Genomic DNA, 22413 nt, shown 5'->3' on the forward strand with positions numbered 1-22413 from the left:
GACAGCGCGGAGAAATACCAGGTAGGGGGCGTGTGAGGCGTATGGGAAACGCAAGCAAGGACGGCGCGGGGAGCGCGGGCGGGGGCTCACCGGACGCTGTGGGGGAGGGCTCGGGCGGGCAGGCGCGGGACAGTTCGATCCCTGGGGCCGTGCGGAGTGGATCAGCCGGCGGCAGGGGGGACGTCCCGGGCGGCGCTCCGGCCGCGGCGCGTGGCCCCGCGGTCGAGCGGGAGCGGATGTTCGCGGCGATCCGGGCCTCGAAGCGCGTGCTGGCCGGCAGCGCGGGAGGGGCCAAGACGATCCGCGACCGGCTGGACCGCCTGACGGCCGACGCCCCGGCCGCCTACGACCTGGACGGCTGGACCGACGTCTACGGCAACGACGACAGCATCATCGGCGAGCTGGAGCGCCGGACCGCCGACGCCCTGGGCACCGAGGCGGCCGCCTTCTTCCCGACCGGCACGATGGCCCAGCAGGTCGCGCTGCGCTGCTGGGCGGGGCGAACGGGCAACGCCACGGTCGCCGGCCATCCGATGTCGCACATGGAGGTGCACGAGCGCGATGCCTATGCGGCGGTCAGCGGGCTGCGCATGGTGCATCCGACGAGCGCCGCGCGGCCGCCGACCGCCGCGGAGATATCCGGCCTGGCCGAGCCGTTCGGCACGCTCGCACTCGAACTGCCGCTGCGCGATGCCGGATTCGTCCTGCCGACATGGGACGAGCTGACCGCGGTCGTGGCAGCGGCGCGGGACCGTGATGCGGTGGTGCACTTCGACGGCGCCCGGCTGTGGGAGTGCGGCCCGCACTTCGGCCGCTCGCTCCCGGAGATCGCGGCCCTCGCGGACAGCGTGTACGTCTCCTTCTACAAGACGCTGAACGGCATATCGGGCGCCGCGCTCGCGGGCACCGAGGACTTCATCGACGAGGCGCGGGCCTGGCGGCACCGGTACGGCGGCCAGCTGTTCCAGCAGTGGCCGGCCGCCCTGACCGCCCTGACCGGCCTGGACCGTGAGCTGCCCCGGCTGCCGGAGTACGTGGCGCACGCGAAGACCGTGGCCCGCGCGCTGGGCGAGGGCCTGGCCGGTGCCGGTGTGCCGTGGTTCCGGGTGCATCCGGAGGTGCCGCACACCCATCAGTTCCAGGTGTGGCTCCCGCACCCGCCCGAGCTGCTGAACGAGGCCGCCGTACGCCAGGCGGAGGAAACCGGGACCACACTGTTCCGCTGGTGGTCCGAGCCGACCCTCGGCGGCCCACCCGGGGTGGCGATCACGGAGCTGACGATATCCGCCTCCGCCGTGGAGTGGACGGCGGGAGAAGTACGCGCGGCGGTCGGGGAGTTCGTGGCATTCGTGGAACGCGTGAGGGAGGAGCGCGTTTAGGCCGAGGGCGTCGGGGGGGCCGACTGGGTTGAGCGTGGCGGGGGTTGGGCCCGTGGGGTGGGGTGAGGGGGCTGGGCTGGGCTGGGCTGAGCTCGGCCTGGCGGGGGCGTGCGGGGTTGGGCTGGGCTGGGCTGGACGGGGTGAGGCCGGCGGGGGGTGAGGGGAGGCGGGGGGGCGGGCCCCCCGGGGGGGGAGGCGGGGGACGGGAGGAGGCCGACAGGTGACGGCACGGCTGCGCCGGCGCACCCCTCCCCCTACACATGCAGCAGACGAACGACCCGCTGCACCGCACCCGCCGCCGCACGTCCCCGCCGCCCCACCCCTCGTGCGTATCGCCTCGCCCGGCTCGCGAGCCGGCCCGCGAGCCGGTCGGTGGGGTCGGTGACGACGGCCCGGAAGCGGTACCACTGGCGGATCTCGTGTGCGGTGCGGACGGTGTGCGTGCCCGGGGCGGGCGGGGTGGCCTCGCCTCGTCGGGTGGCGCGGTAGGTGTCGAGAAGGTGCTGCTGGGCGGCGTTCATGTCCCTCACTGTGCGGCGCTCCCCCGGCCCGCCGCGCGTCGATTGACCAGAGCCGTCAATCGACGTTCGCGCAGGTGGCGCGCTCGCGCATGATGTGCGCATGGCCAACGTCATCGACATCACCGGGCTCCCGCCGGAGCGCGTCGTCTTCTCCCCGTCCCCGCTGGCGGAACTGGGCGCCGCGCTGCACGCGCTGTCCGAGCCCGGGCACCACCCCGGGCTGCACGGCTGGGTCACCGCCACCACCGCGGCACTGCACACCGACCTCGCCGACCGGCTGTGCGAGGCGGACTTCCTGTGGCGCTCCTCCCGCTCCGACATCCTGCTGCCGGCCCGGCCCGGGGCGACGCTGGCCGGGGAGCTGGACGAGCTGGACACCATCGACGACGAACGGTTCGTGGCCGCGGCGTTCGAGATCACCTGCTCGGCGTCCTACACCCGCTGCACGCCCTCGCCCCTGGTCGACCCGGACGAGCGGGCGCGGGTACGGGAGATGGCCGCCGCACGCGGCCCTCGGCAGGCGGCCTTCACCGACCGGATGCTCACCGATCCCGACGGCCTGCGGCGGTGGCTGCGCCGGCTGTTCGAGGACTGCGAGGAGGCGTTCTTCGGGGACATCTGGCGCCGGGTGGGCATCCAGCTGGCGGCCGACGCCCGGCACAAGACCGAACTGCTGCGCCACAAGGGCCTGGCCGAGACGCTGTCCGAGACCTCGCGCGCGCTGACCCTGGAGGTCGACCGGGACGGCGGCGGCGCCACCCGCATCCTGGTCGACAAGCTGGCCCAAGGGCGTACGACGGCGTTCGCGAACCCCGCGGATCCGGGCGTCACCTTCCTGCCGACGTCGTTCGGCTGGCCGCATCTGCTGTTCAGCCATGCCCCGGGATGGCGCCCGGTGCTCCAGTACCCGGTCGCCGGAACGGAGTTGCCGGCGCCGGCCGCACTGGAGCTGGTGCAGCAGCGGCTGGAGGCCCTGGCGCATCCGATGCGGATGCAGCTGTGCCGTTCGCTGTCGCGGGGGCCGCATACGACGGGGGAGCTGGCGCACGCGTACGGGATCACCCCGCCGGAGGTGTCACGGCACATCGCCACGCTGAAGAAGGCCGGGCTGATCCAGACGCGGCGCCGTGGGCGCTATGTACTGCACCAGCTGAATCTCCAGACGGTGGCCAGGCTGGGCAGCGACTTCCTTGAGGGCGTACTGCGTTGAGGCCGGGCCGGCACCGAGCCGGAGCAGCCCCCGGACCGGTCCCCGGACCGGTCCCCGCTCTCCCCCACGCCCCCGAGCCGGATCAGCCCCGCTCCCCCTGAGCCCCCGCTCCCCCGGCCCGCACCACTCCCGTCTCGTAGGCGAGAACCACCGCCTGGACGCGGTCCCGGAGGTTCAGCTTGGTGAGGATGCGGCCCACATGCGTCTTGACCGTGGCCTCGGAGAGAACCAGCCGCGCCGCGATCTCCCCGTTCGACAGGCCCTGGGCGACCAGCAGCAGCACCTCCCGCTCCCGGTCCGTCAGCCGTCCCAGCTCGGGCCGGGAGGGCTCGGCGGAGCTGGCGGGCAGCATCGGCGTGAAGCGGTCGAGGAGCCGGCGGGTGGTGGACGGGGCGACGACCGCGTCGCCGCTCTGCACGGCACGGATCGCGGCGAGCAGGTCACCGGGCGGCACGTCCTTGAGCATGAAGCCGCTGGCCCCGGCCTTCAGCGCGGAGAAGGCGTATTCGTCCAGGTCGAAGGTGGTCAGGATGAGCACCTTCGGGCCGCCTTCCGGCTGTCCGCCGGCGCAGATCCGGCGGGTGGTCTCCACCCCGTCCAGATGCGGCATACGGACGTCCATGAGGATCACGTCGACCTGGGTGGCGCGCAGTACCTCCAGCGCCTCCACCCCGTTCCCCGCCTCCGCGACGACTTCCATGTCCGGCTGTGCGGCCAGCACCATCCGGAATCCGGTGCGCAGCAGCACCTGGTCGTCGACGAGCATCACTCGGATGGTCATGGCAGGGGGTTCCCTTCGTGCACGGGCGGGGGCGGGACGGGGCGGGGCGTACGGAGCGGTGTGGTGGGGTGGGGCGGAGCGGTGTGGTGGGGGGCGGTGGTGGTCGTCGGGGCCGGCCCGGGGGCCGTACCGGGGAGGCAGGGGCGCGGTGGCGTTCATCGGGCGGGTTTGAGCGGGAGTACGGCGACGATCCGGAAGCCGCCGCCCGGCCGTGGCCCCGCGGTCAGGCTGCCGCCGACCATGCCGACGCGTTCCCGCATGCCGATCAGGCCGTGGCCAAGGCCGTCCGCGCCGCCCTCCTCGTAGCACTCCTGCTGCGCGCCGCGTCCGTCGTCCTCGACGAGGAGTTCGAGGTCCTCGTCCCGGTAGGAGACGCGGACGGTCGCGCGGACGTGGGGGCCGCCGTGTTTGCGGGTGTTGGTGAGGGCTTCCTGGGCGATGCGGTAGACGGTCAGCTCCACGCTGCTGGGCAGCTCCCGCGGCTCGCCCTCGACCCGGAAGTCGACCGGCAGCCCCGCGCCGCGCACCTGGTCCATGAGGTCGCTGAGCTGCTCGACGCCGGGCTGCGGCACATATTCGCCGCTCTCGGACTGTTCGCCGGTGCGCAGGACCCCGAGCAGCCGGCGCATCTCGGCCAGCGCCTGGCGCCCCGTGCCGGAGATCGTCTCCAGGGCCTGCCGGGTCTGTTCGGGGGCGGCGTCGAGGACGTACGCGGCGCCGTCGGCCTGGACGACCATCACCGAGACGTTGTGGGCGACGACATCGTGCAGTTCGCGGGCGATACGGGCGCGCTCGGCCGCGACCGCGATCCGGGACTGTGCCTCGCGCTCCTTCTCCAGCCGTGCGGCCCGCTCCTCCAGCTGCGCCCAGTAGGCGCGGCGGGTGCGCATGGAGTCGCCGAGCACCCAGGCCAGGATGAACGGCACGGTGAGCAGGACGGCGGAGAGGATGCTCATCCTCAGCGACTGGCCGTCGTCACCCGAATAACGCCAGAACGACAGGGCGGGACCGACGACGGCACCGGCCAGGGCACAGCGGGAGGCCCAGCGGGGGGCGGCAGGTGCGGACGCCACGGTGTAGGCGATCACGAGCATCCCGAAGTCGCTGAGGTTGGGCTTGACGCCGACGATCAGTTGCCCCACGCCGATGGCGGCCGTCAGCAGCAGCATCTTCACGGGGGCCTTGCGGCGCAGCGCCACCACCAGGCAGAGGCCCAGGGTGAAGAGCACGGTTGCGGCCAGGTGCATGCTTCCGACACCGTCGAGCACGAGCGGCAGGCTGCTGAACCCGAGGAGCACGACCGCCCAGAAGGAGTCCACTCCCGTCGGGTGTCTGCGGAGGAAGTCGTAGAGACGCTGCACGTAACCCAGCGTAGGCAGCCTGTATAGGTGTACGGGTCAACCGGAGGAGCGATCCTGTTGCGGCGGGTCTACTCCCCAAGGTGGAGATCCGGCTCGCCACCTGCGGCGGGCAGCGGCCCCACCTGCGCGGCTTCCCGTACGGGCGGCCGGTGCGGGCCCGTAGCGTGGGGCAGATGAGGAACGAGTGGTGCGGGTGGCGCGAGGCCACGGAGCGGGCGCTGTACGGCCCGGGCGAGGGCTTCTACACCCGGGCCGGGGGCCCCGGACCGGCCGGGCACTTCCGGACGTCGGTGCATGTCTCCCCGCTCTACGCGGGCGCCGTCGCCACCCTGCTGTGCCGGGTCGACGCGGCGCTCGGTCATCCCGCGGAGCTGGCGCTGGTCGATGTGGGCGCGGGGCGCGGTGAGCTGCTGACGGGGGTGCTGGCCGCGCTGCCGGGCGAGGTGGCGGCCCGGCTGCGTCCGTACGCGGTCGAGCGCGCCGCGCGCCCCGAGGGCCTCGATCCGCGGATCGGCTGGCACGGCGAGCTGCCCGTGCCGGGCTCGGTCAGCGGGCTGCTGTTCGCGAACGAGTGGCTCGACAACGTGCCGGTCGATGTCGTCGAGACGGATGCGGACGGGGTGCCGCGCCGGGTGCTGGTACGGGCCGACGGCACGGAGCGGCTGGGCGGGCCGGTGGACGGCGCGGACGCGGAATGGCTGGGCCGCTGGTGGCCGCCGGCCCCGGACTCCGCCGCCTCCCCCGGGCTGCGCGCCGAGATCGGCCGTCCCCGGGACGAGGCCTGGGCGCGGGCCGTGGGCACGCTGCGCGCCGGGCTGGCGGTCGCCGCCGACTATGCGCACGAGCGGGACGACCGTCCGCCCTTCGGCACGCTCACCGGCTTCCGTGACGGCCGTGAGGTGCCTCCCGTGCCGGACGGCAGCTGCGACATCACGGCGCATGTGGCGCTGGACTCCTGTGCCGGGCCGCGGGCGGAGCGGCTGACCCAGCGCGAGGCGCTGCACGCCCTGGGCGTGGACGGCCGGCGCCCGCCGCTCACGCTGGCCGCCGCCGACCCGGCGGGGTACGTACGGGCCCTCAGCACGGCCGGGGCGGCGGCGGAGCTGACGGATCCGGGCGGCCTCGGCGGCTTCGGCTGGCTGGTGGAGCCGGTGGGCGGCGCGTACGCGGGGCTTCTCAGGGAGTGGGACGGCTGAGGGCTCCGGGGTCCGCCGTCAGGGCGTCCTGCGAGACTGTTCCCATGACGGAGACGACGGTCGGCATCGGCGGCGCGGCCGAGAGCACCGACATGGTGCTGAACATCGGCCCGCAGCATCCCTCGACGCACGGCGTGCTGCGGCTGCGCCTGGTCCTGGACGGCGAGCGCATCCAGCACGCCGAGCCGGTGATCGGCTACATGCACCGCGGCGCCGAGAAGCTCTTCGAGGCGCGCGACTACCGCCAGATCATCATGCTCGCCAACCGGCACGACTGGCTGTCGGCGTTCTCCAACGAGCTGGGCGTGGTGCTGGCCGTCGAGCGGATGCTGGGCATGGAGGTGCCCGAGCGCGCCGTCTGGTTGCGGACGCTGCTCGCCGAGCTGAACCGCGTGCTGAACCATCTGATGTTCCTCGGCTCCTACCCCCTGGAACTCGGCGGCATCACGCCCGTCTTCCATGCCTTCCGGGAGCGGGAGGAGCTCCAGGCCGTCATGGAGGAGATCTCCGGCGGCCGGATGCACTACATGTTCAACCGCGTCGGCGGCCTCAAGGAGGACCTGCCGGCGGGCTGGCTGGGCCGGGCCCGGCACGCCGTCGCCGAGGTGCGCTCCCGCATGGACGTCTTCGACAATCTGGTCCTGGGCAACGAGATCTTCCGCGGCCGTACCCGCGGGGTCGGTGTGCTCGCGCCGGAGACGGTGCACGGGTACGGCGTCTCCGGACCGATCGCCCGTGCCTCCGGCGTGGACTTCGATCTGCGGCGCGACGAGCCGTATCTGGCTTACGGGGAGCTGCAGTCCACGCTGAAGGTCGTCACCCGCGGGGAGGGCGACTGTCTGGCCCGCTTCGAGTGCCTGCTGGAGCAGAGCCACAACGCGCTCGATCTCGCGGACGCCTGCCTGGACCGGATCGCGGAGCTGCCGCCGGGGCCGGTGAATCAGCGTCTGCCGAAGGTGCTGAAGGCCCCCGAGGGCGCGACGTACGCCTGGACCGAGAACCCCCTGGGCATCAACGGCTATTACCTCGTCTCCAAGGGCGAGAAGACGCCCTACCGCCTCAAGCTGCGCTCGGCGTCCTTCAACAACATCCAGGCGCTGGTGGAGCTGCTGCCGGGCACCCTGGTCGCCGACATGGTCGCCATTCTCGGTTCGCTGTTCTTCGTCGTGGGAGACATCGACAAATAGGCGACAAGTAGGCGCCGCGGGGCGGGGCATCGCCGCCCCGCCCGGGCTGTCCACACCTTGTGGACAACGACTGGCGCACATGGCGCACACCCCTCACCGAAGGGGGACGTACGCCGGGACCCGGGAAAGCTCAACGGACCCTCGCAACAGCGCGGCCCCGGAGCCCTTGCAGGCTCCGGGGCCGCGCGGCGGCGGACGGCGGTCAGGAGATGGCGCTGCGCAGTCCGCCGAGGTCGAGTTGCTCGGTCTCGTCGTGAGCGGTCAGATCGATGACCTCGCCGGTGCCGTTGGTCGTGTCGCCCTCGGCCCGCTCGTCCCCGGCCGCGCCGCCCTTGGCGGGCGTCTCCTTACGGGCCGAGTGCTCGGCGACGGCCTCGTCCCCGACGACGTCCGCCAGATCGTCCTCCAGCGGTGCGGTCAGCTCGCGGGGGCCATCGCCGGTCGCGTTGCCGAAGAAGTCGAAGCCGCCCAGGGCGCGGGACGTGGCGCGGCGGGACGCGGCGGGGCGGGACGGTGCGATGACGGCGGCGGCGGCCGGGACCGTACGGAGCGCGGGTGCGGCGGCGTCGGCCGGGCGGGCGTGCGAAGCCCCGTCCGTGCGCGGTGCGACGGCCGCCGGTGCCTTCCCCCGGCCGCTCTCACCGTCCTGAGCCTCACCGCCGGACGGCTCGGGCCGGGCGGCCGCTTCGCTCCGGACGCCGTCCCGCGGGGTGCGCGCGGCCTTCTGGGCGGTGCGCTGGCGGGCGGCGTTGCGGGCGAGGCGGCGAAGCGCCTGGTCGGCCTGCGCATAGGTCGCCGGAGCTGTACGGTCCCCCTCCGTGCCGGGCTCGCGCCGGGCCCGGATCGAGGACTCCCCCGCCCGGACGAAGCGGAGCGCACGGGGCAGGCGGGCGGCGGCCGGCAGGGCGCGGGAGGGCGTAGCAGCCTCGATGGCGAGCAGCCGGCGGCCCTCCAGGGCACTGGCCCGCTCGGTCTCGGCGGTGGCGTAACGGCGCAGCAGATCGGCGTGTTCGCTGCGCAGCCGGGCCAATTCGGCGCGCTTGGCGCGGAGTTTGGCGTCCAGGGCGGTGCGCAGCTCGCGGGACTCCTCGACGTCCGTTTCGAGTTCGGCGATCCGCTCCTCGGTGCGCCACTCGTCGCGCAGCCTGGCGCGGGTGAGTTCGGCGACCCGTCGGCCGGCGTTGCGGTCCCAGGTCCGCAGCAGGACCGCGCCGGTGAGTGCGGCGGCTGCCGCGCCCACGGCGAGCACCCGTTGCACCAGGTCGTCGCCGACGAACCACGCGCCCGCGGCGCAGGCGATCGACGCACCGGCGACCGTCGCGGGAGGAAGCAGCCGGTGGAGGGGTGGTGATTGGCGGTGGCGTCCTCGTGGCATGGCCAGAAACTTACCGTGCGTGCGGGATCTATGGGACCGCGCACACCAATCCGTTTCCCGCTGGTTACTTCTTGACCAACCCCGCCTCCTCCCCATATGCCCGCGCATCTTCCGCCGGTCCGCGAAACGGCCGGTCTCGCACTTGGCGTCCGATGTGGGCGTACGCTGCGGCGATTTACCCGGGCGGAGGGGAAGGTCCGCCGTTCCCGGCGGCCCGGACAGCCGCTTCACCACCGCGCCCCGGAACGAATTCGGCGCGCAGCGCGGCGAATTCGTTGCGGGGTACCTGCTCGGGCTCTTCACACGGGCGACATCCCGCGGGCGGCGAACGGGGAACAGAAGTGATCTTGGAAAGGGATTGCCGCACGGCCCGGCCTGCTCTACCCGGGCCCGGCCTGCCGCTGCCCGGCCGCCGAGCGGGGCCGCGGCGCCACGGCCCGCACGCCCGGACCGGACGCGCCCGGCCTCACAGCGCCGCGTCCACCCCGCCGTTGCCCTTGCCGTCGTCCTCGGGCAGCTTGCACACCCGCTCCAGGAAGATCGCCGCCGCGACGACGGCGGCCCCGGCGAGCACCGACAGACCGGCGTAGATCGCCTGGTCCCGGCGGGGTGCGAGATCGAGGCCCGAGGTCAGCCAGAAGACGCCGACACCGCCGTACAGCCCGGCCACCAGCGACGCCACCAGCGCGCTCGCCTGCCCGAAGACCACCGCACGGACGGCCACCAGCGGCTCGACCCCCCTCGCGCCCGGCCGGCGCTCGCGCTGCGCCCGCAGCCGCGACCGGAAGGAGACGGCGGTCGCGGCGAGCACCGCGGCGATCATCGCCAGCACGATCGGCGCGGCCACCGGCACGCTGGGGAGGGTGCCGAACGCGTCCCACAGCCGGGCGCCGCCCCAGGCCAGCACCCCGGCCACCAGAAACAGCCCGACCAGCACCTTGATGTGTAGCTGCTTCACCGAGCGCTCGCCCTTCGCACCGTCATGACTCTCCCTGCCGTCACGACCATCCCTGCCGATATGGCCGCCTTGCCGGTTTCCTACGGATGCATCCCGCAGGGAACCGACCCGCAACCCTAACGACTACTCGGGCAGTCGCAGTTCCAGGTCCGCCCGCGGCGCGACCCCCTCGTGGCCGACCGCCGACAGCAGGGCGGCCACCGCGCCGTGCCCGGGAACCTCCGCCTCCGGGTCGATGTCGAGCCACGGCGCCAGCACGAACGCGCGCTGATGGGCCCGCGGGTGCGGCAGCGTCAGCCCCGGGTCGTCGGAGACCACGCCCTGGTAGGACAGGATGTCGACGTCGATCGTGCGCGGCGCCCAGCGCTCCTCGCGGACCCGCTCGAAGGCTTCCTCGATCGCCTGCCCGCGCTCCAGGAGGGAATCCGGCGGCAGCGTCGTCTTGATCAGCACCACGGCGTTGAAGTACGTCGGCTGGGAGCCGGGCTCCACGCCCCACGGCTCGGTCTCGTAGACCGGGGAGACGGCCTTGACCCGCAGACCGGGGGTGTCCTCCAGCGCGTCGACGGCGCCCTGGAGGATCTCCAGGCGGTTGCCGAGGTTGCTGCCCAGGGAGATCACGGCGTGTTTGGGGTTGGAGAGCGTCACATCCGCGGCGTCCACCTGCTCCACCACGGAGGCGGGCACCGGCTGCACGGTCGGGTCACCGAAATCCGGGCGCGCCTGCGCGGTCCCGTCGGCGGTGAGGGTCGGGTGGCGGGTCGGCTTCATACTCGGCTCCGAGTGATTGTGATGGTCACGTCGTCGAAGGGGACGGTGATCGGCGCTTCCGGCTTGTGCACCACCACCTCCACCTGCTGCACGCCCCCGTGCTTGAGGCACTGGTCGGCGATGCGCTCGGCCAGGGTTTCGATGAGGTCGACGGGCTCGCCCTCCACGACGGCCACCACCTCCTCGGCCACCACGCCGTAGTGCACGGTCTTCGCGAGATCGTCGCCGGCCGCCGCCTCGCGGGTGTCCAGGCCGAGGACCAGGTCGACGATGAACGTCTGGCCTTCCTCGCGCTCACGGGGAAACACCCCGTGGTGGCCCCGGGCCCTCAGCCCACGCAGCGCGACACGATCCACGCGAATCACTCCCACTGGTCCACGGCACCTTGGGCGCCACTGTTCGTCGGATTCCGGGCAGCCGCCGGAGCGATCCGGCAACACCGCCTCGCCATCGAATCTACCTTCGAGCACCGACAGTCCTCGCCCACGGGGGCCATGGACAAGACCCCCTCCTCCTGCTAGGCACCGCCCGGTGGGGCGGCGACCGGCAGACCGGGAGATCGTCCGCGCGGCCCTCTTACCCCCGTGCCCACGCCCCACCCCTCCCCATGCCGCACTTGGCTCGAACGGGTGCGCCCTCGCCCGGATGGCTGACGCCTGGCGGTGGCCCCGGGGCGATCCGCAGCCCCAGGCACGCTGTCAGGCCCGTCCAGACCACCGGCGCGCACGGCATGGCAAGGCTCACACCACCGCCACGCGCCGGATCACCCACGCCCGGCGCCCGCAACCCCCGTGAGCGCCCTCAGAGGGCGTCCGGGGCACCCTCGCCCTCGTCGGGTCCCCCGGGGCCCCCGGGCCCCCCGGGCCCCTCATCGTCGTCCTCGTCGTCGTCACGGTCCGCCAGCACCGGCGAGCCGTGGTGCGACCACACCCGCCAGCCCTCGTCGGTGCGCCGGAAGACATTGGTCGCCACGACCAGCTGGCCGATCAGCGGGCCCACCGAGCCGTCGTCCTCGGCGGGGCCGCCGCTGAGGATGTTCTCGGTGCAGGTCACCAGCGCGGTGTCGCCGAGGACGTCGATCTCCACGTCCGTGAGGAAGAACTGGATGTACTCGGTGTTCGCCATGATCAGGGCGTACGAGCGGAGCACCTCGCCGCGCCCCCGCAGCACCGGCCACCCGGGATGGACCACACTCACCTGGCCGTCCAGCCACAACCCGGACAACGCTTCGTGATCGCCGCGCTCGATGGTCTCGTACAGGGTCGTGTTCGCCTGCTCGACCAGCTCGATGTCCGTCTGTGGGCCCAAGCCGCTCACACCGTTCCCGTCGTGTTCGCCGTCGTCCCATCGGCGCCGGCCGCTGCCGCCGCGCCCTCCACGGCACGGGCCACCCGCACCGCGTCCGCGCTCGCCCTGACCTCGTGCACCCGCACCGCCCAGGCCCCCTCTCGCGCCACGATCGCCGACACCGCCGCCGTCGCGGCGTCCCGTTCCCGGGCCGGCGGTGGGGCGGCTCCCTCGCCGCCTGCCAGCACCCTGCCCAGGAACCGTTTCCTCGATGCGGCCACCAGCAGCGGACGGCCCAGAGCGCGCAGCCGCGCCAGGCGCGCGACCAGCGCGAGATCGTGCCCGGCCTCCTTGGCGAAGCCCAGGCCGGGGTCGAGGACGATCCGGTCCGGGTCGACCCCGCCGGACACCGCGCGCTCCATGCTCCGCGTCAGCTCGTCGACGACCTCGGCGACCACATCGCCGTAGACGGCCCGGTTGTTCATGTCGATGGACTGGCCGCGCCAGTGCATCACCACGAACGGGACGTGGTTCGCCGCCACCACGGGCACCATCGCCGGGTCGGCGGCGCCCCCGCTCACGTCGTTGACCAGGCGCGCTCCGGCCTCGACGGCCCGCTCGGCGACCGAGGCGCGCATGGTGTCGACGGAGACCACCACGCCGGCGGCGGCCAGCTCCCGGACGACCGGAACCACCCGGCGCAGCTCCTCGGCCTCGTCCACCCGCGCCGCGCCCGGGCGGGTCGACTCACCGCCCACATCCACCATGTCGGCGCCCTGCGCCACCAGATCGAGGCCGTGTTTGACGGCGAGTTCGGTGTCGAACCAGTCACCGCCGTCGGAGAACGAATCGGGCGTCACATTGACGACGCCCAGCACCGCGCAGCGGTCCCAGTCCGGCAGTCCGGCCACCCGGCCACGCAAGGTACTCATGGCACCAGCGTAGGCCGTGTGCCGACCGGCCGGATTGCCGCTGCCGCGGGCCCGGACCACGTGGGCGCCGGGCCGCCGCAGGCCGTGCGGAACGGCCCCTCGGGCGCCCCGGGACCGGGCCCGTCAGGCCACCCGTTCGACGGCCGAGGCGCCGACCGGCTCCGGCATGTGCGCACACGGCTGCGGCTCGATGGTCTTCCGGCGCCGCAGGACGCGCGGCAGGCTCAGCTCCAGATACCCCTCGGCCTGGAGCGCCGCCAGGCCGATCCGCGGGATGTCACGGCTGTTGCGGAAGACCACGAAGCGCGGCTCCCAGCGTGGCCGGAACTTGTCGTTGAACTTGTACAGCGACTCGATCTGGTACCAGCGGGAGAGGAAGATCAGCATGCCGCGCCAGACCCGGATGACCGGCCCCGCGCCGAGCTTCTCGCCGCGCTCCAGGGAGGAGCGGAAGACCGCGAAGTTCAGCGACACCTGCTTGATCTTGAGGCCGGGGGCCGCCTGCAGCGCGGCGACGATCAGCAGTTCGTTCATCCCGGGGTCGGCGCTGCGGTCACGCCGCATCAGCTCCAGGGAGATGCCGTCGCCGCCCCACGGCACGAAGTGCTGCATGGCCTTCAGATCCCCGTACGGGCCGGGCTCCTCGCCCTCGCCCGCCGGCAGATGCGCGGTGGCGATCACCGCGTCGCCGTCCGCCACCGCGTCGATCCGGCCCAGCGCCATGGAGAAGCCGCGCTCGGTGTCGGTGTCCCGCCAGGCGTCCGCGGCCTTCTGAATCCGTGCCAGCTCGGCCGGCTCCAGGTCGCGCACCCGGCGCACCCGGGTCTCGTAGCCGTTGCGCTCGATGCGCTTGACCATCTGCCGTACGTTGCGCATCGCGCGGCCGGTGAGGGTGAAGTCGGCGACGTCCACGATCGCCTCGTCGCCCAGCTCCAGCGCGTCCATCCCGGTCTCCCGGGTCCACACCTGGCCGCCGGTCTCGCTGCACCCGGTGACCGCCGGGGTCCAGGAGTGCGCCCTGGCCTCCTCCATGAAGCGCTCGATGGCGCCCGGCCAGGCCTCGACGTCGCCTATCGGGTCGCCGCTGGCGAGCATCACACCGGAGATCACCCGGTAGCAGACCGCGGCCTTGCCGGTCGGGGAGAAGACCGCGCCCTTGTCCCGGCGCAGCGCGAAGTAGCCCAGCGAGTCCCGGGCGCCGTGCCGCTCGAGCAGTTCGCGCAGCTGCCGCTCGTCGTCGTCGGTCAGCCGGGCGGCCGGGTGCTCGGGACGGAAGGCGAGGTAGGCGGTGGTGGCGACGGTCAGCAGGCCGAGGGCGCCCAGGGAGTAGCCGATGGTGTAGTCGACGTGATGGGTGTAACCGATCGGGCCCTCGAAGCCGAACAGGCCCCACAGGACGTGCTGGGCGCGCTCCCACACCGTGGGCGAGCCGACGGTCTTCCCGGGGTGGGAGCTGACGATGACCAGGCCGATGCCGAAGCTCGCGCCGCCGAGGACGATGAAGTTGGCGACGGCCTTCCAGCGGCTGCGCGGATCGGGCAGGGCCGCGAATTCCCGCCGGTGACGCACCAGGAACACCAGGAGCGCCAGCGAGAGCACCGCGCCGAAGACCGAGTGGCGGTACACCAGCTGCGCCGCGATGCCCACCGGGAGCAGCGCCACGGCCGCCACCCAGGCCCGCCGTTTACGCCGCTTGAGCCCATGGGCCAGAAGGAGCAGCAGGATGCCGACGACGATCGAGGCGGCGGCCGCCAGCGGGCTCACCGCTCCCGGCAGCACCTCGGCCACGGCATGCACGCGACTGTGCCGGAACCGCGGGAACACCCCGGCCGCGAGGTTCAACAGACCGACGATCACGCCGGCGGTACCGACGACACGCGGCACCGCCTCGGGTCGCGGGCCGCGGAGCCAGCGTGGCGTTCGCCACGCAACCGTCTCCGACTTTTCGCCATCTAGCCTGTCAGACATCACTTTCCCGTCGCCCCGGTCGAGAGAACGTGCGAGCCTTGTCGCAGCATCTGGACTTTTTGCGCCCTGTATGACGGCGTTTCAGGGCTAGGGGTTCCACTAGCGGTACGGAAGGCCCGTCCGCCCGGAAGAAAGCACCACATGGGTCTCACCAGTAAGAAAGTGCTGCTTCTTGCCGTCCTCGTCGCGGTGGCACTGTTCGTCCTCACGATTTGGCTCTGGCCCCGGCTGTCCAAGGGGAACTGGCGGGCCGTCCTCGGCCGTGTCGGGCTCCTGCTGGCGACCCAGCTCGCCGTCTTCGCCTCGATCGGCCTTTACGCCAACAATTCCTTCGGTTTCTACGCGTCCTGGGCCGATCTGTTCGGCCAGGAGCAGGAGCCGGGCGTGGTCACCAATTACCAGACCGGTCCGAACGGCACGAAGCTGCAGATGCTGGGCACGGAACGGATCAGCGTCAAGAACGGGGGCCGGCCGGCCTCCGCCGGCCGGATCGACAAGGTGCTGGTCCGCGGCGAGCACTCCGGCATCGCGAGCCCCGCGTATGTCTATCTGCCGCCGCAGTACTTCCAGAAGAAGTACGCGCAGACGAAATTCCCGGCGGCCGTGGTGCTCACCGGTTACCCCGGTACCGCCGAGGCGCTCTACAAGAAGCTGCATTTCCCGCAGACCCAGCACGACCTGCTCAAGAAGAACCGGATGCGGCCCACGGTCCTGGTGATGATGCGCCCGACCGTGGCCCCGCCGCGCGACACCGAGTGCATGGACATACCGAACGGTCCGCAGACCGAGACGTTCTTCACCAAGGATCTGCGCGCGAACATCGCGGGGCACTACCGAATAGGGCGCGAGGCCAAGAGCTGGGGAGTCATCGGCGACTCCACCGGCGGCTACTGCGCGCTGAAGATGACGATGCGCCACCCCGACGCGTACTCCACCGCCGTCGCCCTCTCCGGCGCCTACAAGGCCCCCCGGGACGCCACCACCGGTGATCTCTTCGGCGGCAATCCGCAGCTGCAGCGGGAGAACAATCTGTTGTGGCGGCAGCGGCATCTGCCCGCTCCCCCGGTGAACCTGCTGGTCACCAGCAGCAAGCAGGGTGAGGGGAACTACCACCAGACCCTGCGGTTCATCCAGCAGACGAAGTCTCCGAGCCGGATCTCGTCGATCATCCTCGACAGCGGCGGCCACAACTTCAACACCTGGAGCCGCGAGATCCCCGCCGCCCTGGAGTGGCTGGGCAACCACCTCAAGGCCTGACGGGCCGCTGCCCCTCCCCGCTGCCACCGACGACGGCCGGGCCCCTGCTGTGCGGCAGGGGCCCGGCCGTCGGAGTATCCGGAGCCGCGGGCTCGCTCGTCCGGTGACGGAGCGCCTAGCGGGCGAGTATCAGGCTCATCGCCTCGGCGCGCGTCGCGGCGTCGCGCAGCTGGCCGCGCACGGCCGAGGTCGTGGTCTTGGCCCCCGGCTTGCGCACCCCGCGCATCGTCATGCACATGTGCTCGCACTCGATGACGACGATCACGCCGCGCGGCTCCAGGATCTCCATCAGGGAGTCCGCGATCTGCGTGGTCAGCCGCTCCTGGACCTGCGGGCGCCGGGCGAACACATCGACCAGCCGCGCCAGCTTCGACAGCCCGGTGATCTTCCCGTCCGCGGACGGGATGTAGCCGACGTGCGCCACCCCGACGAACGGCACCAGGTGGTGCTCGCAGCTGGAGACCAGCTCGATGTCCTTGACCAGCACCATCTCGTCGTGACCCAGGTCGAACGTGGTCGTCAGCACGTCCTCCGGCTTCTGCCACAGGCCGGCGAAGATCTCCTTGTACGCCCGTGCCACCCGTGCCGGCGTCTCGAGCAGCCCCTCGCGGTCCGGGTCCTCGCCCACCGCGATGAGCAGCTCACGGACGGCGTTCGCGGCGCGCTTCTCGTCGAAAGTGCCGATCGTGCCGTCGACGTCCAGCGTCACAGGGTCGGTCATGTGGTGCCTCGTTCCTTCTGCGCCCGCTCGAAATCGCGGAATGCCGCGCCCCCCAGGCTAAACCTGGGGGGCGCGGCATTTATTCCGGGGCCCGAGGGGCCTTGGGGATCAGCTCTCGGGCTGCTGCTCCTCGGGAGCCTCCGCCTTCTTCTTCTCCGTGGAGACGGTGGCGGTCGTCGTGACGGAGCCGTTGGCCGGAGCCAGCTCCTTCGGCGACAGCACCGGCGGGCGGCTGGAGGGCGTACGGCGCGAGGAGCCGGTCCACGCCGGGCGGGCCGGACGCTTGACCACGTGCTTGAAGAGCTCGGCGATCTCGTCCTTGTTGAGCGTCTCCTTCTCCAGGAGCGTCAGCACGAGGTTGTCCAGCACATCGCGGTTCTCGACCAGGATCTCCCACGCCTCGTTGTGCGCGGTCTCGATGAGCTTCTTGACTTCCTCATCGACCAGCGCGGCGATCTCTTCCGAGTAGTCGCGCTGGTGACCCATCTCACGGCCCAGGAAGGGCTCGGAGTTGTCGGTGCCGAACTTGATCGCGCCGAGCCGCTCGGTCATGCCGTACTGCGTGACCATCGCGCGGGCCGTGGCGGTGGCCTTCTCGATGTCGTTCGCGGCGCCCGTGGTCGGGTCGTGGAAGACCAGCTCCTCCGCAGCGCGGCCGCCCAGCATGTACGCCAGCTGGTCGAGCATCTCGTTGCGGGTGGTGGAGTACTTGTCCTCGTCGGGCAGGACCATGGTGTAGCCCAGGGCCCGGCCGCGGGACAGGATCGTGATCTTGTGGACCGGGTCGGAGTTCGGTGAGGCCGCCGCGACCAGGGCGTGTCCGCCCTCGTGGTACGCGGTGATCTTCTTCTCCTTCTCGGACATGATCCGGGTCCGCTTCTGCGGGCCGGCCACGACGCGGTCGATCGCCTCGTCCAGGAAGTGGTTGTTGATCAGCTTCGCGTCACCCCGGGCCGTCAGCAGCGCGGCCTCGTTGAGGACGTTCGACAGATCGGCACCGGTGAAGCCGGGGGTGCGCTTGGCGACGGCCGAGAGGTCGACGTCCGGGGCGACCGGCTTGCCCTTCTGGTGGACCTTGAGGATCTCCAGACGGCCCTGCAGGTCCGGACGGTCGACGGCGATCTGCCGGTCGAAACGGCCGGGGCGCAGCAGCGCCGGGTCGAGGATGTCCGGACGGTTCGTGGCGGCGATCAGGATCACGCCGCCCTTCACGTCGAAGCCGTCCATCTCGACCAGCAGCTGGTTCAGGGTCTGCTCACGCTCGTCGTGGCCACCGCCCAGGCCCGCACCGCGGTGCCGGCCGACAGCGTCGATCTCGTCGACGAAGACGATCGCCGGGGCGTTCGCCTTGGCCTGCTCGAAGAGGTCACGGACACGGGAGGCACCGACACCGACGAACATCTCGACGAAGTCGGAACCGGAGATCGAGTAGAACGGGACGCCCGCCTCGCCGGCGACGGCGCGCGCGAGCAGGGTCTTGCCCGTTCCGGGCGGGCCGTACAGCAGCACGCCCTTGGGGATCTTGGCGCCCACGGCCTGGAACTTCGCCGGCTCCTGGAGGAACTCCTTGATCTCGTGGAGCTCCTCGACGGCCTCGTCCGACCCGGCGACGTCCGAGAACGTCGTCTTGGGGGTGTCCTTCGTGATCAGCTTCGCCTTCGACTTCCCGAAGTTCATCACCCGGGAGCCGCCGCCCTGCGCCTGGTTCATCAGGAACAGGAAGATGATGGGAAGGAGGATGAAGGGGAGCAGCGTGATCAGCACACCGACGAACGGGTTCTGCTTCGACGGGGAGACGGTGTACCCGTCCTTGATCTCGCCGGTCTGGTACTTGGCCTGCAGGTTCTTCGCCACGTCGACGCCTTGGTCGCCGATGTAGCTGGCCTGGATCTTGTTGGAGCCCTCAATCTTGTTGGAGCCCGACAACTCGATCTTGATCTTGTTTTCGTCACCGGTGGTCAGCTCGGCGGATTTCACCTTGTTGTCAGCGATCGCCTTGACGACCTGACCGGTGTCCACCGTCTTGTAGCCGCCGGACGAGCCGACGACTTGCATCAACACGACCACGGCGAGGACGGCCAGCACGATCCACATGACCGGCCCACGGAAGTATCGCTTCACGTCCATCCATACGGAGCCGTTGAGGCCCCGTCCCTCCTGCCACAGTGAGGCACAACGCCCTTGGGAGGGTTGGTCGTGCGTACGGTGTATTACTGGCCCGAAAAAGAATTGCCTTCGGACGGTACCCCAGCATCGTCACCCGGCGCCTGCGCCGACAGTGAACATGAAGCCGAGGATTCTGCTCTCCCTGCTCCAACGGCGGGAAGCCCCGAAGGGTTCCCGCCGGTCCGCGGGAGCCTCTTCAGCCGCCGTAGACGTGCGGCGCGAGAGTACCGACGAACGGCAGATTGCGGTACTTCTCCGCGAAGTCCAGGCCGTACCCGACGACGAACTCGTTCGGGATGTCGAAGCCGATCCACTTCACATCGATCGCGACCTTGGCCGCGTCCGGCTTGCGCAGCAGGGTGCAGACCTCCAGTGAGGCCGGCTCCCGGGAACCGAGGTTCGACAGCAGCCAGGACAGCGTCAGGCCGGAGTCGATGATGTCCTCGACGATCAGGACGTGCTTGCCCTTGATGTCGGTGTCAAGGTCCTTGAGGATGCGGACCACACCGGAGGACTGGGTGCCCGCGCCGTAGGAGGACACGGCCATCCAGTCCATGGTGACGGGGGTGGACAGCGCGCGCGCCAGGTCCGCCATGACCATCACGGCGCCCTTGAGGACACCGACGATGAGCAGGTCCTTGCCCGCGTACTCCGCGTCGATCTTCGCCGCCAGCTCCGCCAGCTTCGCGTCGATCTCTTCCTTGCTGATGAGTACCGACTGAAGGTCGGAGCCCATGTCCTTGTCGTCCACCCGTGCCACTCTCGCTCTGTTCGGTGTTCGCGTCAGTCGTGAGACTTCGGATGCGGGGCAGCGTCTGCGGCTCAGCCCTGCCGGATGACCAGTCTGCCACCCTGCCGTCGCACACCTACTCGCCCGGGGAGGTTGATGGCTCCCTGCCCCCTCCAGGCCGTGATCAGGCGGTCCACTTCCTCGATGTGGCGAGCGAAGAGCGAACCGGCCGGTGCGCCGGCGGCGATGGCGGCCCGGCGCAGCACCCGGCGGCGTACCGCGGGGGGCAGGGCGAACAGTGCGGTGACGTCGAGGGTGCCGGCCTCGTCGAGGACCGTGCCCTCGGCGTCGGCGGCCCAGGCGTCCAGGGCGTCCGCGTCGTCGCGGGAGAGCTGGGCGGTACGGGCCAGGGCCTCGACGACGCCCTTGCCGAGCGCCTTCTCCAGCGCGGGCAGTCCCTCGTGGCGGAGCCGGGAGCGGGTGTAGGCGGGGTCGGTGTTGTGCGGGTCGTCCCAGACGGGCAGCGACTGGATCAGGCAGGCCTTGCGGGCGGTCTGGCGGTCCACGTCGAGGAAGGGGCGGCGGTAGCGGCCGCCGCGGCCGCTGGTCGCCGCCATGCCGGACAGCGAGCGGGTCCCGGAGCCGCGGGCGAGACCCAGCAGGACCGTCTCCGCCTGGTCGTCGCGGGTGTGGCCGAGGAGGACGGCGGTGGCGCCGTGGCGCTCGGCGACGGCGTCCAGGGCTGCGTAGCGGGCGTCGCGGGCGGCGGCTTCCGGCCCGCCCTCCCGTCGCCCGCCGCCACCCCGGTAGGAGGCGCCGTGCGCCACCCTGTGTGATTCGCCCACTCGGACGGCGACGGCCTCGACGGGGTCCAGCCGCAGGCCCCGCAGCCGCAGGGCGACCTCGGCGGCACGGAGGTCCGAGCCCTCCTGCAGGCCATGGTCGATGGTGACGCCCCCGGCGCGGACCCCGAGCTTGGGGGCCTCGAAGGCGAGAGCGGAGGCGAGCGCCATGGAATCGGCGCCGCCGGAGCAGGCGACGAGCACGAGCGGGGGCTCGGGCCGGTCCTGCGTGCAGTGGTGGGTGAGGACGTCGTGGAGTACGCGGCGGACCGCCAGGCGTATCGCGGCGACCGCTGGATGGGGACCCATGTCCGTTTCCAATCGTTCAGCTGGGGAGCCTCGAGCCGGTGAGGGCAACTTCGTCACACAGAGTGCCTAGATGGTGACAGAGGCGAGCGGTTCCCCGAGCATTGCACGCCTATCCATCCGTAACGGTCCCTCAGACGGGTGATTGAAGGGGCGCGCTACTGCCGCCCGGCGTGCCCAGCTCACGCCGTTCGCTTACGGTGCCCCGTCCGCCTTGCGGTGCACCCGCGCGATCCAGTCCGCCGGTTTGGCGATCTCTTGTTTGGTGGGGAGAGTGTTCGGCGACGTCCAGACGCGGTTGAAGCCGTCCATGCCGACCTCCTCGACGACGGCGCTGACGAACCGCTCGCCGTCGCGGTACTGCCGGAGTTTGGCGTCCAGCCCGAGCAGCTTGCGCAGCGCCTGGTCGAGCCGGCCCGCGCCGCTGGCCCGGCGCTTTTGGAACTTCTCCCGGATCTCGGCGACGGTGGGCACGACATCGGGGCCCACCCCGTCCATCACGAAGTCTGCGTGCCCCTCCAGCAGGGACATCACGGCGGTCAGCCGGCCGAGGATCTCGCGCTGCGCGGGCGTCTGGACGAGATCGACGAGCGAGCGCTCGTCCTCGCCCTCCTCACCCTCGGGCCTGGCGCCGGCCAGCGACTGGGCGGCCTCGCGCAGCCGCTCCAGGAGGGCGCCGGGGTCGATGTCCGTCTCACTGAGGAAGGACTGGATCTCGCCCTCGATGTGGTCGCGCAGCCACGGGACGGCGGTGAACTGGGTGCGGTGGGTCTCCTCGTGGAGGCACACCCACAGCCGGAAGTCGTGCGGGGCCACCTCCAGCTCGCGCTCGACGTGCACGATGTTCGGCGCGACGAGCAGCAGCCGGCCGCCCTGTGCCGCGGCCGGCAGGTCCCGGGAGGCCGGGGCGAACGTCTCGTACTGGCCCAGGACCCGGGAGGCCAGGAACGACAGCAGCATGCCCAGCTCCACACCGGTGACCTTGCCGCCGACCGCGCCGAGCACCGCGCCGCCGGGGACCGTCGAGCGACGGTCCTCCATCTTGGCCAGCAGCGGCTTGAGCACGGCACGGAACCCGGCGACGTTCGCCCTGATCCAGCCGGGCCGGTCCACGACGAGGACCGGTGTGTCATGCGGCTCCTCGCCCATCGCGTCGGGCTGTGCCATGCGCGTGAAGGCGCGGACATGCGCTTCGGAGGCCTTGGCGTGCTTGCGCAGCTCGGCGACGATCGCGCGTGCCTCGTCCCGGCTCACCTCGGGACCCGGCCGCACGAACCGGGTCGCGGTCGCGACCGCAAGATTCCAGTCGACCATCTCGGTTCCACCGATGCTCGTCATGAGTTCACCGTACGTGGGCGCCTGGCGTCGGGGTAGCCGACTGTCGCCTTCCCACGTTGTCGGCTTTCCCGCCGTGGGGGTTTCGCGCCGTTGCGCCTGCGGCGGGCGGGTCCGCTGCGCGGGGTTG

Annotated in this window: 20 protein-coding genes; 5 read left to right on the forward strand and 15 right to left on the reverse strand. The window is 71.8% G+C overall.

Going from position 1 to position 22413, the window contains the following annotated elements; translation table 11 throughout:
- The first annotated feature begins 149 nt into the window (after nucleotides 1-149).
- A complete protein-coding gene (locus tag OIU81_RS15405; RefSeq protein WP_443073995.1) occupies nucleotides 150-1379 on the forward strand; it encodes a threonine aldolase family protein in 1230 nt (409 codons plus the stop codon).
- Nucleotides 1380-1633: 254 nt separating this feature from the next.
- Here OIU81_RS15405 and OIU81_RS15410 read toward each other — a convergent pair whose 3' ends face one another.
- Entirely contained in the window at nucleotides 1634-1900 is a 267-nt protein-coding gene (locus OIU81_RS15410) for a hypothetical protein (protein WP_329148073.1), read from the reverse strand.
- 100 nt (nucleotides 1901-2000) lie between these two features.
- On the opposite strand from OIU81_RS15410, the gene OIU81_RS15415 reads away from it, so the two are divergent.
- A complete protein-coding gene (locus tag OIU81_RS15415; RefSeq protein WP_329148075.1) occupies nucleotides 2001-3110 on the forward strand; it encodes a DUF5937 family protein in 1110 nt (369 codons plus the stop codon).
- An 82-nt stretch (nucleotides 3111-3192) separates the two neighbouring features.
- Here OIU81_RS15415 and OIU81_RS15420 read toward each other — a convergent pair whose 3' ends face one another.
- Together OIU81_RS15420 and OIU81_RS15425 are read right to left on the reverse strand one after the other, a co-directional pair.
- Nucleotides 3193-3891, reverse strand: coding sequence for a response regulator transcription factor (locus OIU81_RS15420; RefSeq protein WP_329148077.1), 699 nt, complete (start codon nucleotides 3889-3891; stop codon nucleotides 3193-3195).
- A 155-nt stretch (nucleotides 3892-4046) separates the two neighbouring features.
- Nucleotides 4047-5252 (reverse strand): sensor histidine kinase, encoded by a 1206-nt coding sequence (locus OIU81_RS15425; protein ID WP_329148079.1) that lies wholly within the window; start codon nucleotides 5250-5252, stop codon nucleotides 4047-4049.
- A gap of 173 nt (nucleotides 5253-5425) precedes the next feature.
- Between OIU81_RS15425 and OIU81_RS15430 the strand changes: the two genes are divergently transcribed.
- Both OIU81_RS15430 and OIU81_RS15435 read left to right on the forward strand, forming a co-directional pair.
- Nucleotides 5426-6448: an SAM-dependent methyltransferase gene (locus tag OIU81_RS15430; protein ID WP_329155178.1), complete on the forward strand. Its 1023-nt coding sequence runs from the start codon at nucleotides 5426-5428 to the stop codon at nucleotides 6446-6448.
- Between the two features lie 44 nt (nucleotides 6449-6492).
- Nucleotides 6493-7635 (forward strand): NADH-quinone oxidoreductase subunit D, encoded by a 1143-nt coding sequence (locus tag OIU81_RS15435; protein WP_329148082.1) that lies wholly within the window; start codon nucleotides 6493-6495, stop codon nucleotides 7633-7635.
- A gap of 202 nt (nucleotides 7636-7837) precedes the next feature.
- On the opposite strand, the gene OIU81_RS15440 is transcribed toward OIU81_RS15435, so the two are convergent.
- The 7 genes from OIU81_RS15440 to OIU81_RS15470 all read right to left on the reverse strand — a co-directional run bounded on the left by OIU81_RS15440 (nucleotide 7838) and on the right by OIU81_RS15470 (nucleotide 14926).
- A complete protein-coding gene (locus tag OIU81_RS15440; RefSeq protein WP_329148084.1) occupies nucleotides 7838-9010 on the reverse strand; it encodes a hypothetical protein in 1173 nt (390 codons plus the stop codon).
- Between the two features lie 466 nt (nucleotides 9011-9476).
- Complete coding sequence (locus OIU81_RS15445; RefSeq protein ID WP_329148085.1) at nucleotides 9477-9968, reverse strand: DUF3180 domain-containing protein; 492 nt, start codon at nucleotides 9966-9968, stop codon at nucleotides 9477-9479.
- A gap of 123 nt (nucleotides 9969-10091) precedes the next feature.
- Nucleotides 10092-10739: a 2-amino-4-hydroxy-6-hydroxymethyldihydropteridine diphosphokinase gene (gene folK, locus OIU81_RS15450; RefSeq protein ID WP_443073996.1), complete on the reverse strand. Its 648-nt coding sequence runs from the start codon at nucleotides 10737-10739 to the stop codon at nucleotides 10092-10094.
- Entirely contained in the window at nucleotides 10736-11095 is a 360-nt protein-coding gene (folB, locus tag OIU81_RS15455; protein ID WP_329148089.1) for a dihydroneopterin aldolase, read from the reverse strand. The genes folK and folB overlap by 4 nt, the downstream gene beginning before the upstream one ends.
- Nucleotides 11096-11540: 445 nt before the next feature.
- Entirely contained in the window at nucleotides 11541-12047 is a 507-nt protein-coding gene (locus tag OIU81_RS15460) for a nuclear transport factor 2 family protein (RefSeq protein WP_329148091.1), read from the reverse strand.
- A 5-nt stretch (nucleotides 12048-12052) separates the two neighbouring features.
- Nucleotides 12053-12958: a dihydropteroate synthase gene (gene folP, locus OIU81_RS15465; RefSeq protein ID WP_329148093.1), complete on the reverse strand. Its 906-nt coding sequence runs from the start codon at nucleotides 12956-12958 to the stop codon at nucleotides 12053-12055.
- Nucleotides 12959-13081: 123 nt separating this feature from the next.
- Nucleotides 13082-14926 (reverse strand): phosphatidylglycerol lysyltransferase domain-containing protein, encoded by a 1845-nt coding sequence (locus tag OIU81_RS15470; RefSeq protein ID WP_329148095.1) that lies wholly within the window; start codon nucleotides 14924-14926, stop codon nucleotides 13082-13084.
- Between the two features lie 141 nt (nucleotides 14927-15067).
- On the opposite strand from OIU81_RS15470, the gene OIU81_RS15475 reads away from it, so the two are divergent.
- Nucleotides 15068-16183, forward strand: coding sequence for an alpha/beta hydrolase (locus OIU81_RS15475; protein ID WP_329148097.1), 1116 nt, complete (start codon nucleotides 15068-15070; stop codon nucleotides 16181-16183).
- 115 nt (nucleotides 16184-16298) lie between these two features.
- Here OIU81_RS15475 and folE read toward each other — a convergent pair whose 3' ends face one another.
- From folE to OIU81_RS15500, 5 genes are all read right to left on the reverse strand, one after another.
- Nucleotides 16299-16904 (reverse strand): GTP cyclohydrolase I FolE, encoded by a 606-nt coding sequence (gene folE, locus OIU81_RS15480; protein ID WP_329148100.1) that lies wholly within the window; start codon nucleotides 16902-16904, stop codon nucleotides 16299-16301.
- Between the two features lie 108 nt (nucleotides 16905-17012).
- Nucleotides 17013-19031, reverse strand: a complete 2019-nt coding sequence (gene ftsH / locus OIU81_RS15485; RefSeq protein WP_329148102.1) for an ATP-dependent zinc metalloprotease FtsH — start codon at nucleotides 19029-19031, stop codon at nucleotides 17013-17015.
- 235 nt (nucleotides 19032-19266) lie between these two features.
- Nucleotides 19267-19806, reverse strand: coding sequence for a hypoxanthine phosphoribosyltransferase (gene hpt, locus OIU81_RS15490; protein WP_030077134.1), 540 nt, complete (start codon nucleotides 19804-19806; stop codon nucleotides 19267-19269).
- 86 nt (nucleotides 19807-19892) lie between these two features.
- Nucleotides 19893-20951, reverse strand: a complete 1059-nt coding sequence (gene tilS / locus OIU81_RS15495; RefSeq protein WP_329148105.1) for a tRNA lysidine(34) synthetase TilS — start codon at nucleotides 20949-20951, stop codon at nucleotides 19893-19895.
- Between the two features lie 192 nt (nucleotides 20952-21143).
- Nucleotides 21144-22286, reverse strand: coding sequence for a zinc-dependent metalloprotease (locus tag OIU81_RS15500; protein WP_329148108.1), 1143 nt, complete (start codon nucleotides 22284-22286; stop codon nucleotides 21144-21146).
- Between the last annotated feature and the right edge of the window lie 127 nt (nucleotides 22287-22413).

The organism is Streptomyces sp. NBC_01454, assembly GCF_036227565.1.
In the GTDB taxonomy this organism is placed as follows: Bacteria; Actinomycetota; Actinomycetes; order Streptomycetales; family Streptomycetaceae; genus Streptomyces.

Bases quoted from the DNA above. Each gene is read 5' to 3' on its own strand.
- ftsH (WP_329148102.1), bottom strand. From the start codon at position 19,031: ATGGACGTGAAGCGATACTTCCGTGGGCCGGTCATGTGGATCGTGCTG.
- hpt (WP_030077134.1), bottom strand. From the start codon at position 19,806: ATGGGCTCCGACCTTCAGTCGGTACTCATCAGCAAGGAAGAGATCGAC.
- OIU81_RS15440 (WP_329148084.1), bottom strand. From the start codon at position 9,010: ATGCCACGAGGACGCCACCGCCAATCACCACCCCTCCACCGGCTGCTT.
- OIU81_RS15475 (WP_329148097.1), top strand. From the start codon at position 15,068: ATGGGTCTCACCAGTAAGAAAGTGCTGCTTCTTGCCGTCCTCGTCGCG.
- OIU81_RS15415 (WP_329148075.1), top strand. From the start codon at position 2,001: ATGGCCAACGTCATCGACATCACCGGGCTCCCGCCGGAGCGCGTCGTC.
- OIU81_RS15435 (WP_329148082.1), top strand. From the start codon at position 6,493: ATGACGGAGACGACGGTCGGCATCGGCGGCGCGGCCGAGAGCACCGAC.
- OIU81_RS15430 (WP_329155178.1), top strand. From the start codon at position 5,426: ATGAGGAACGAGTGGTGCGGGTGGCGCGAGGCCACGGAGCGGGCGCTG.
- OIU81_RS15420 (WP_329148077.1), bottom strand. From the start codon at position 3,891: ATGACCATCCGAGTGATGCTCGTCGACGACCAGGTGCTGCTGCGCACC.
- tilS (WP_329148105.1), bottom strand. From the start codon at position 20,951: ATGGGTCCCCATCCAGCGGTCGCCGCGATACGCCTGGCGGTCCGCCGC.
- OIU81_RS15500 (WP_329148108.1), bottom strand. From the start codon at position 22,286: ATGACGAGCATCGGTGGAACCGAGATGGTCGACTGGAATCTTGCGGTC.
- folK (WP_443073996.1), bottom strand. From the start codon at position 10,739: ATGAAGCCGACCCGCCACCCGACCCTCACCGCCGACGGGACCGCGCAG.
- folP (WP_329148093.1), bottom strand. From the start codon at position 12,958: ATGAGTACCTTGCGTGGCCGGGTGGCCGGACTGCCGGACTGGGACCGC.
- OIU81_RS15470 (WP_329148095.1), bottom strand. From the start codon at position 14,926: ATGTCTGACAGGCTAGATGGCGAAAAGTCGGAGACGGTTGCGTGGCGA.
- OIU81_RS15410 (WP_329148073.1), bottom strand. From the start codon at position 1,900: ATGAACGCCGCCCAGCAGCACCTTCTCGACACCTACCGCGCCACCCGA.
- folE (WP_329148100.1), bottom strand. From the start codon at position 16,904: ATGACCGACCCTGTGACGCTGGACGTCGACGGCACGATCGGCACTTTC.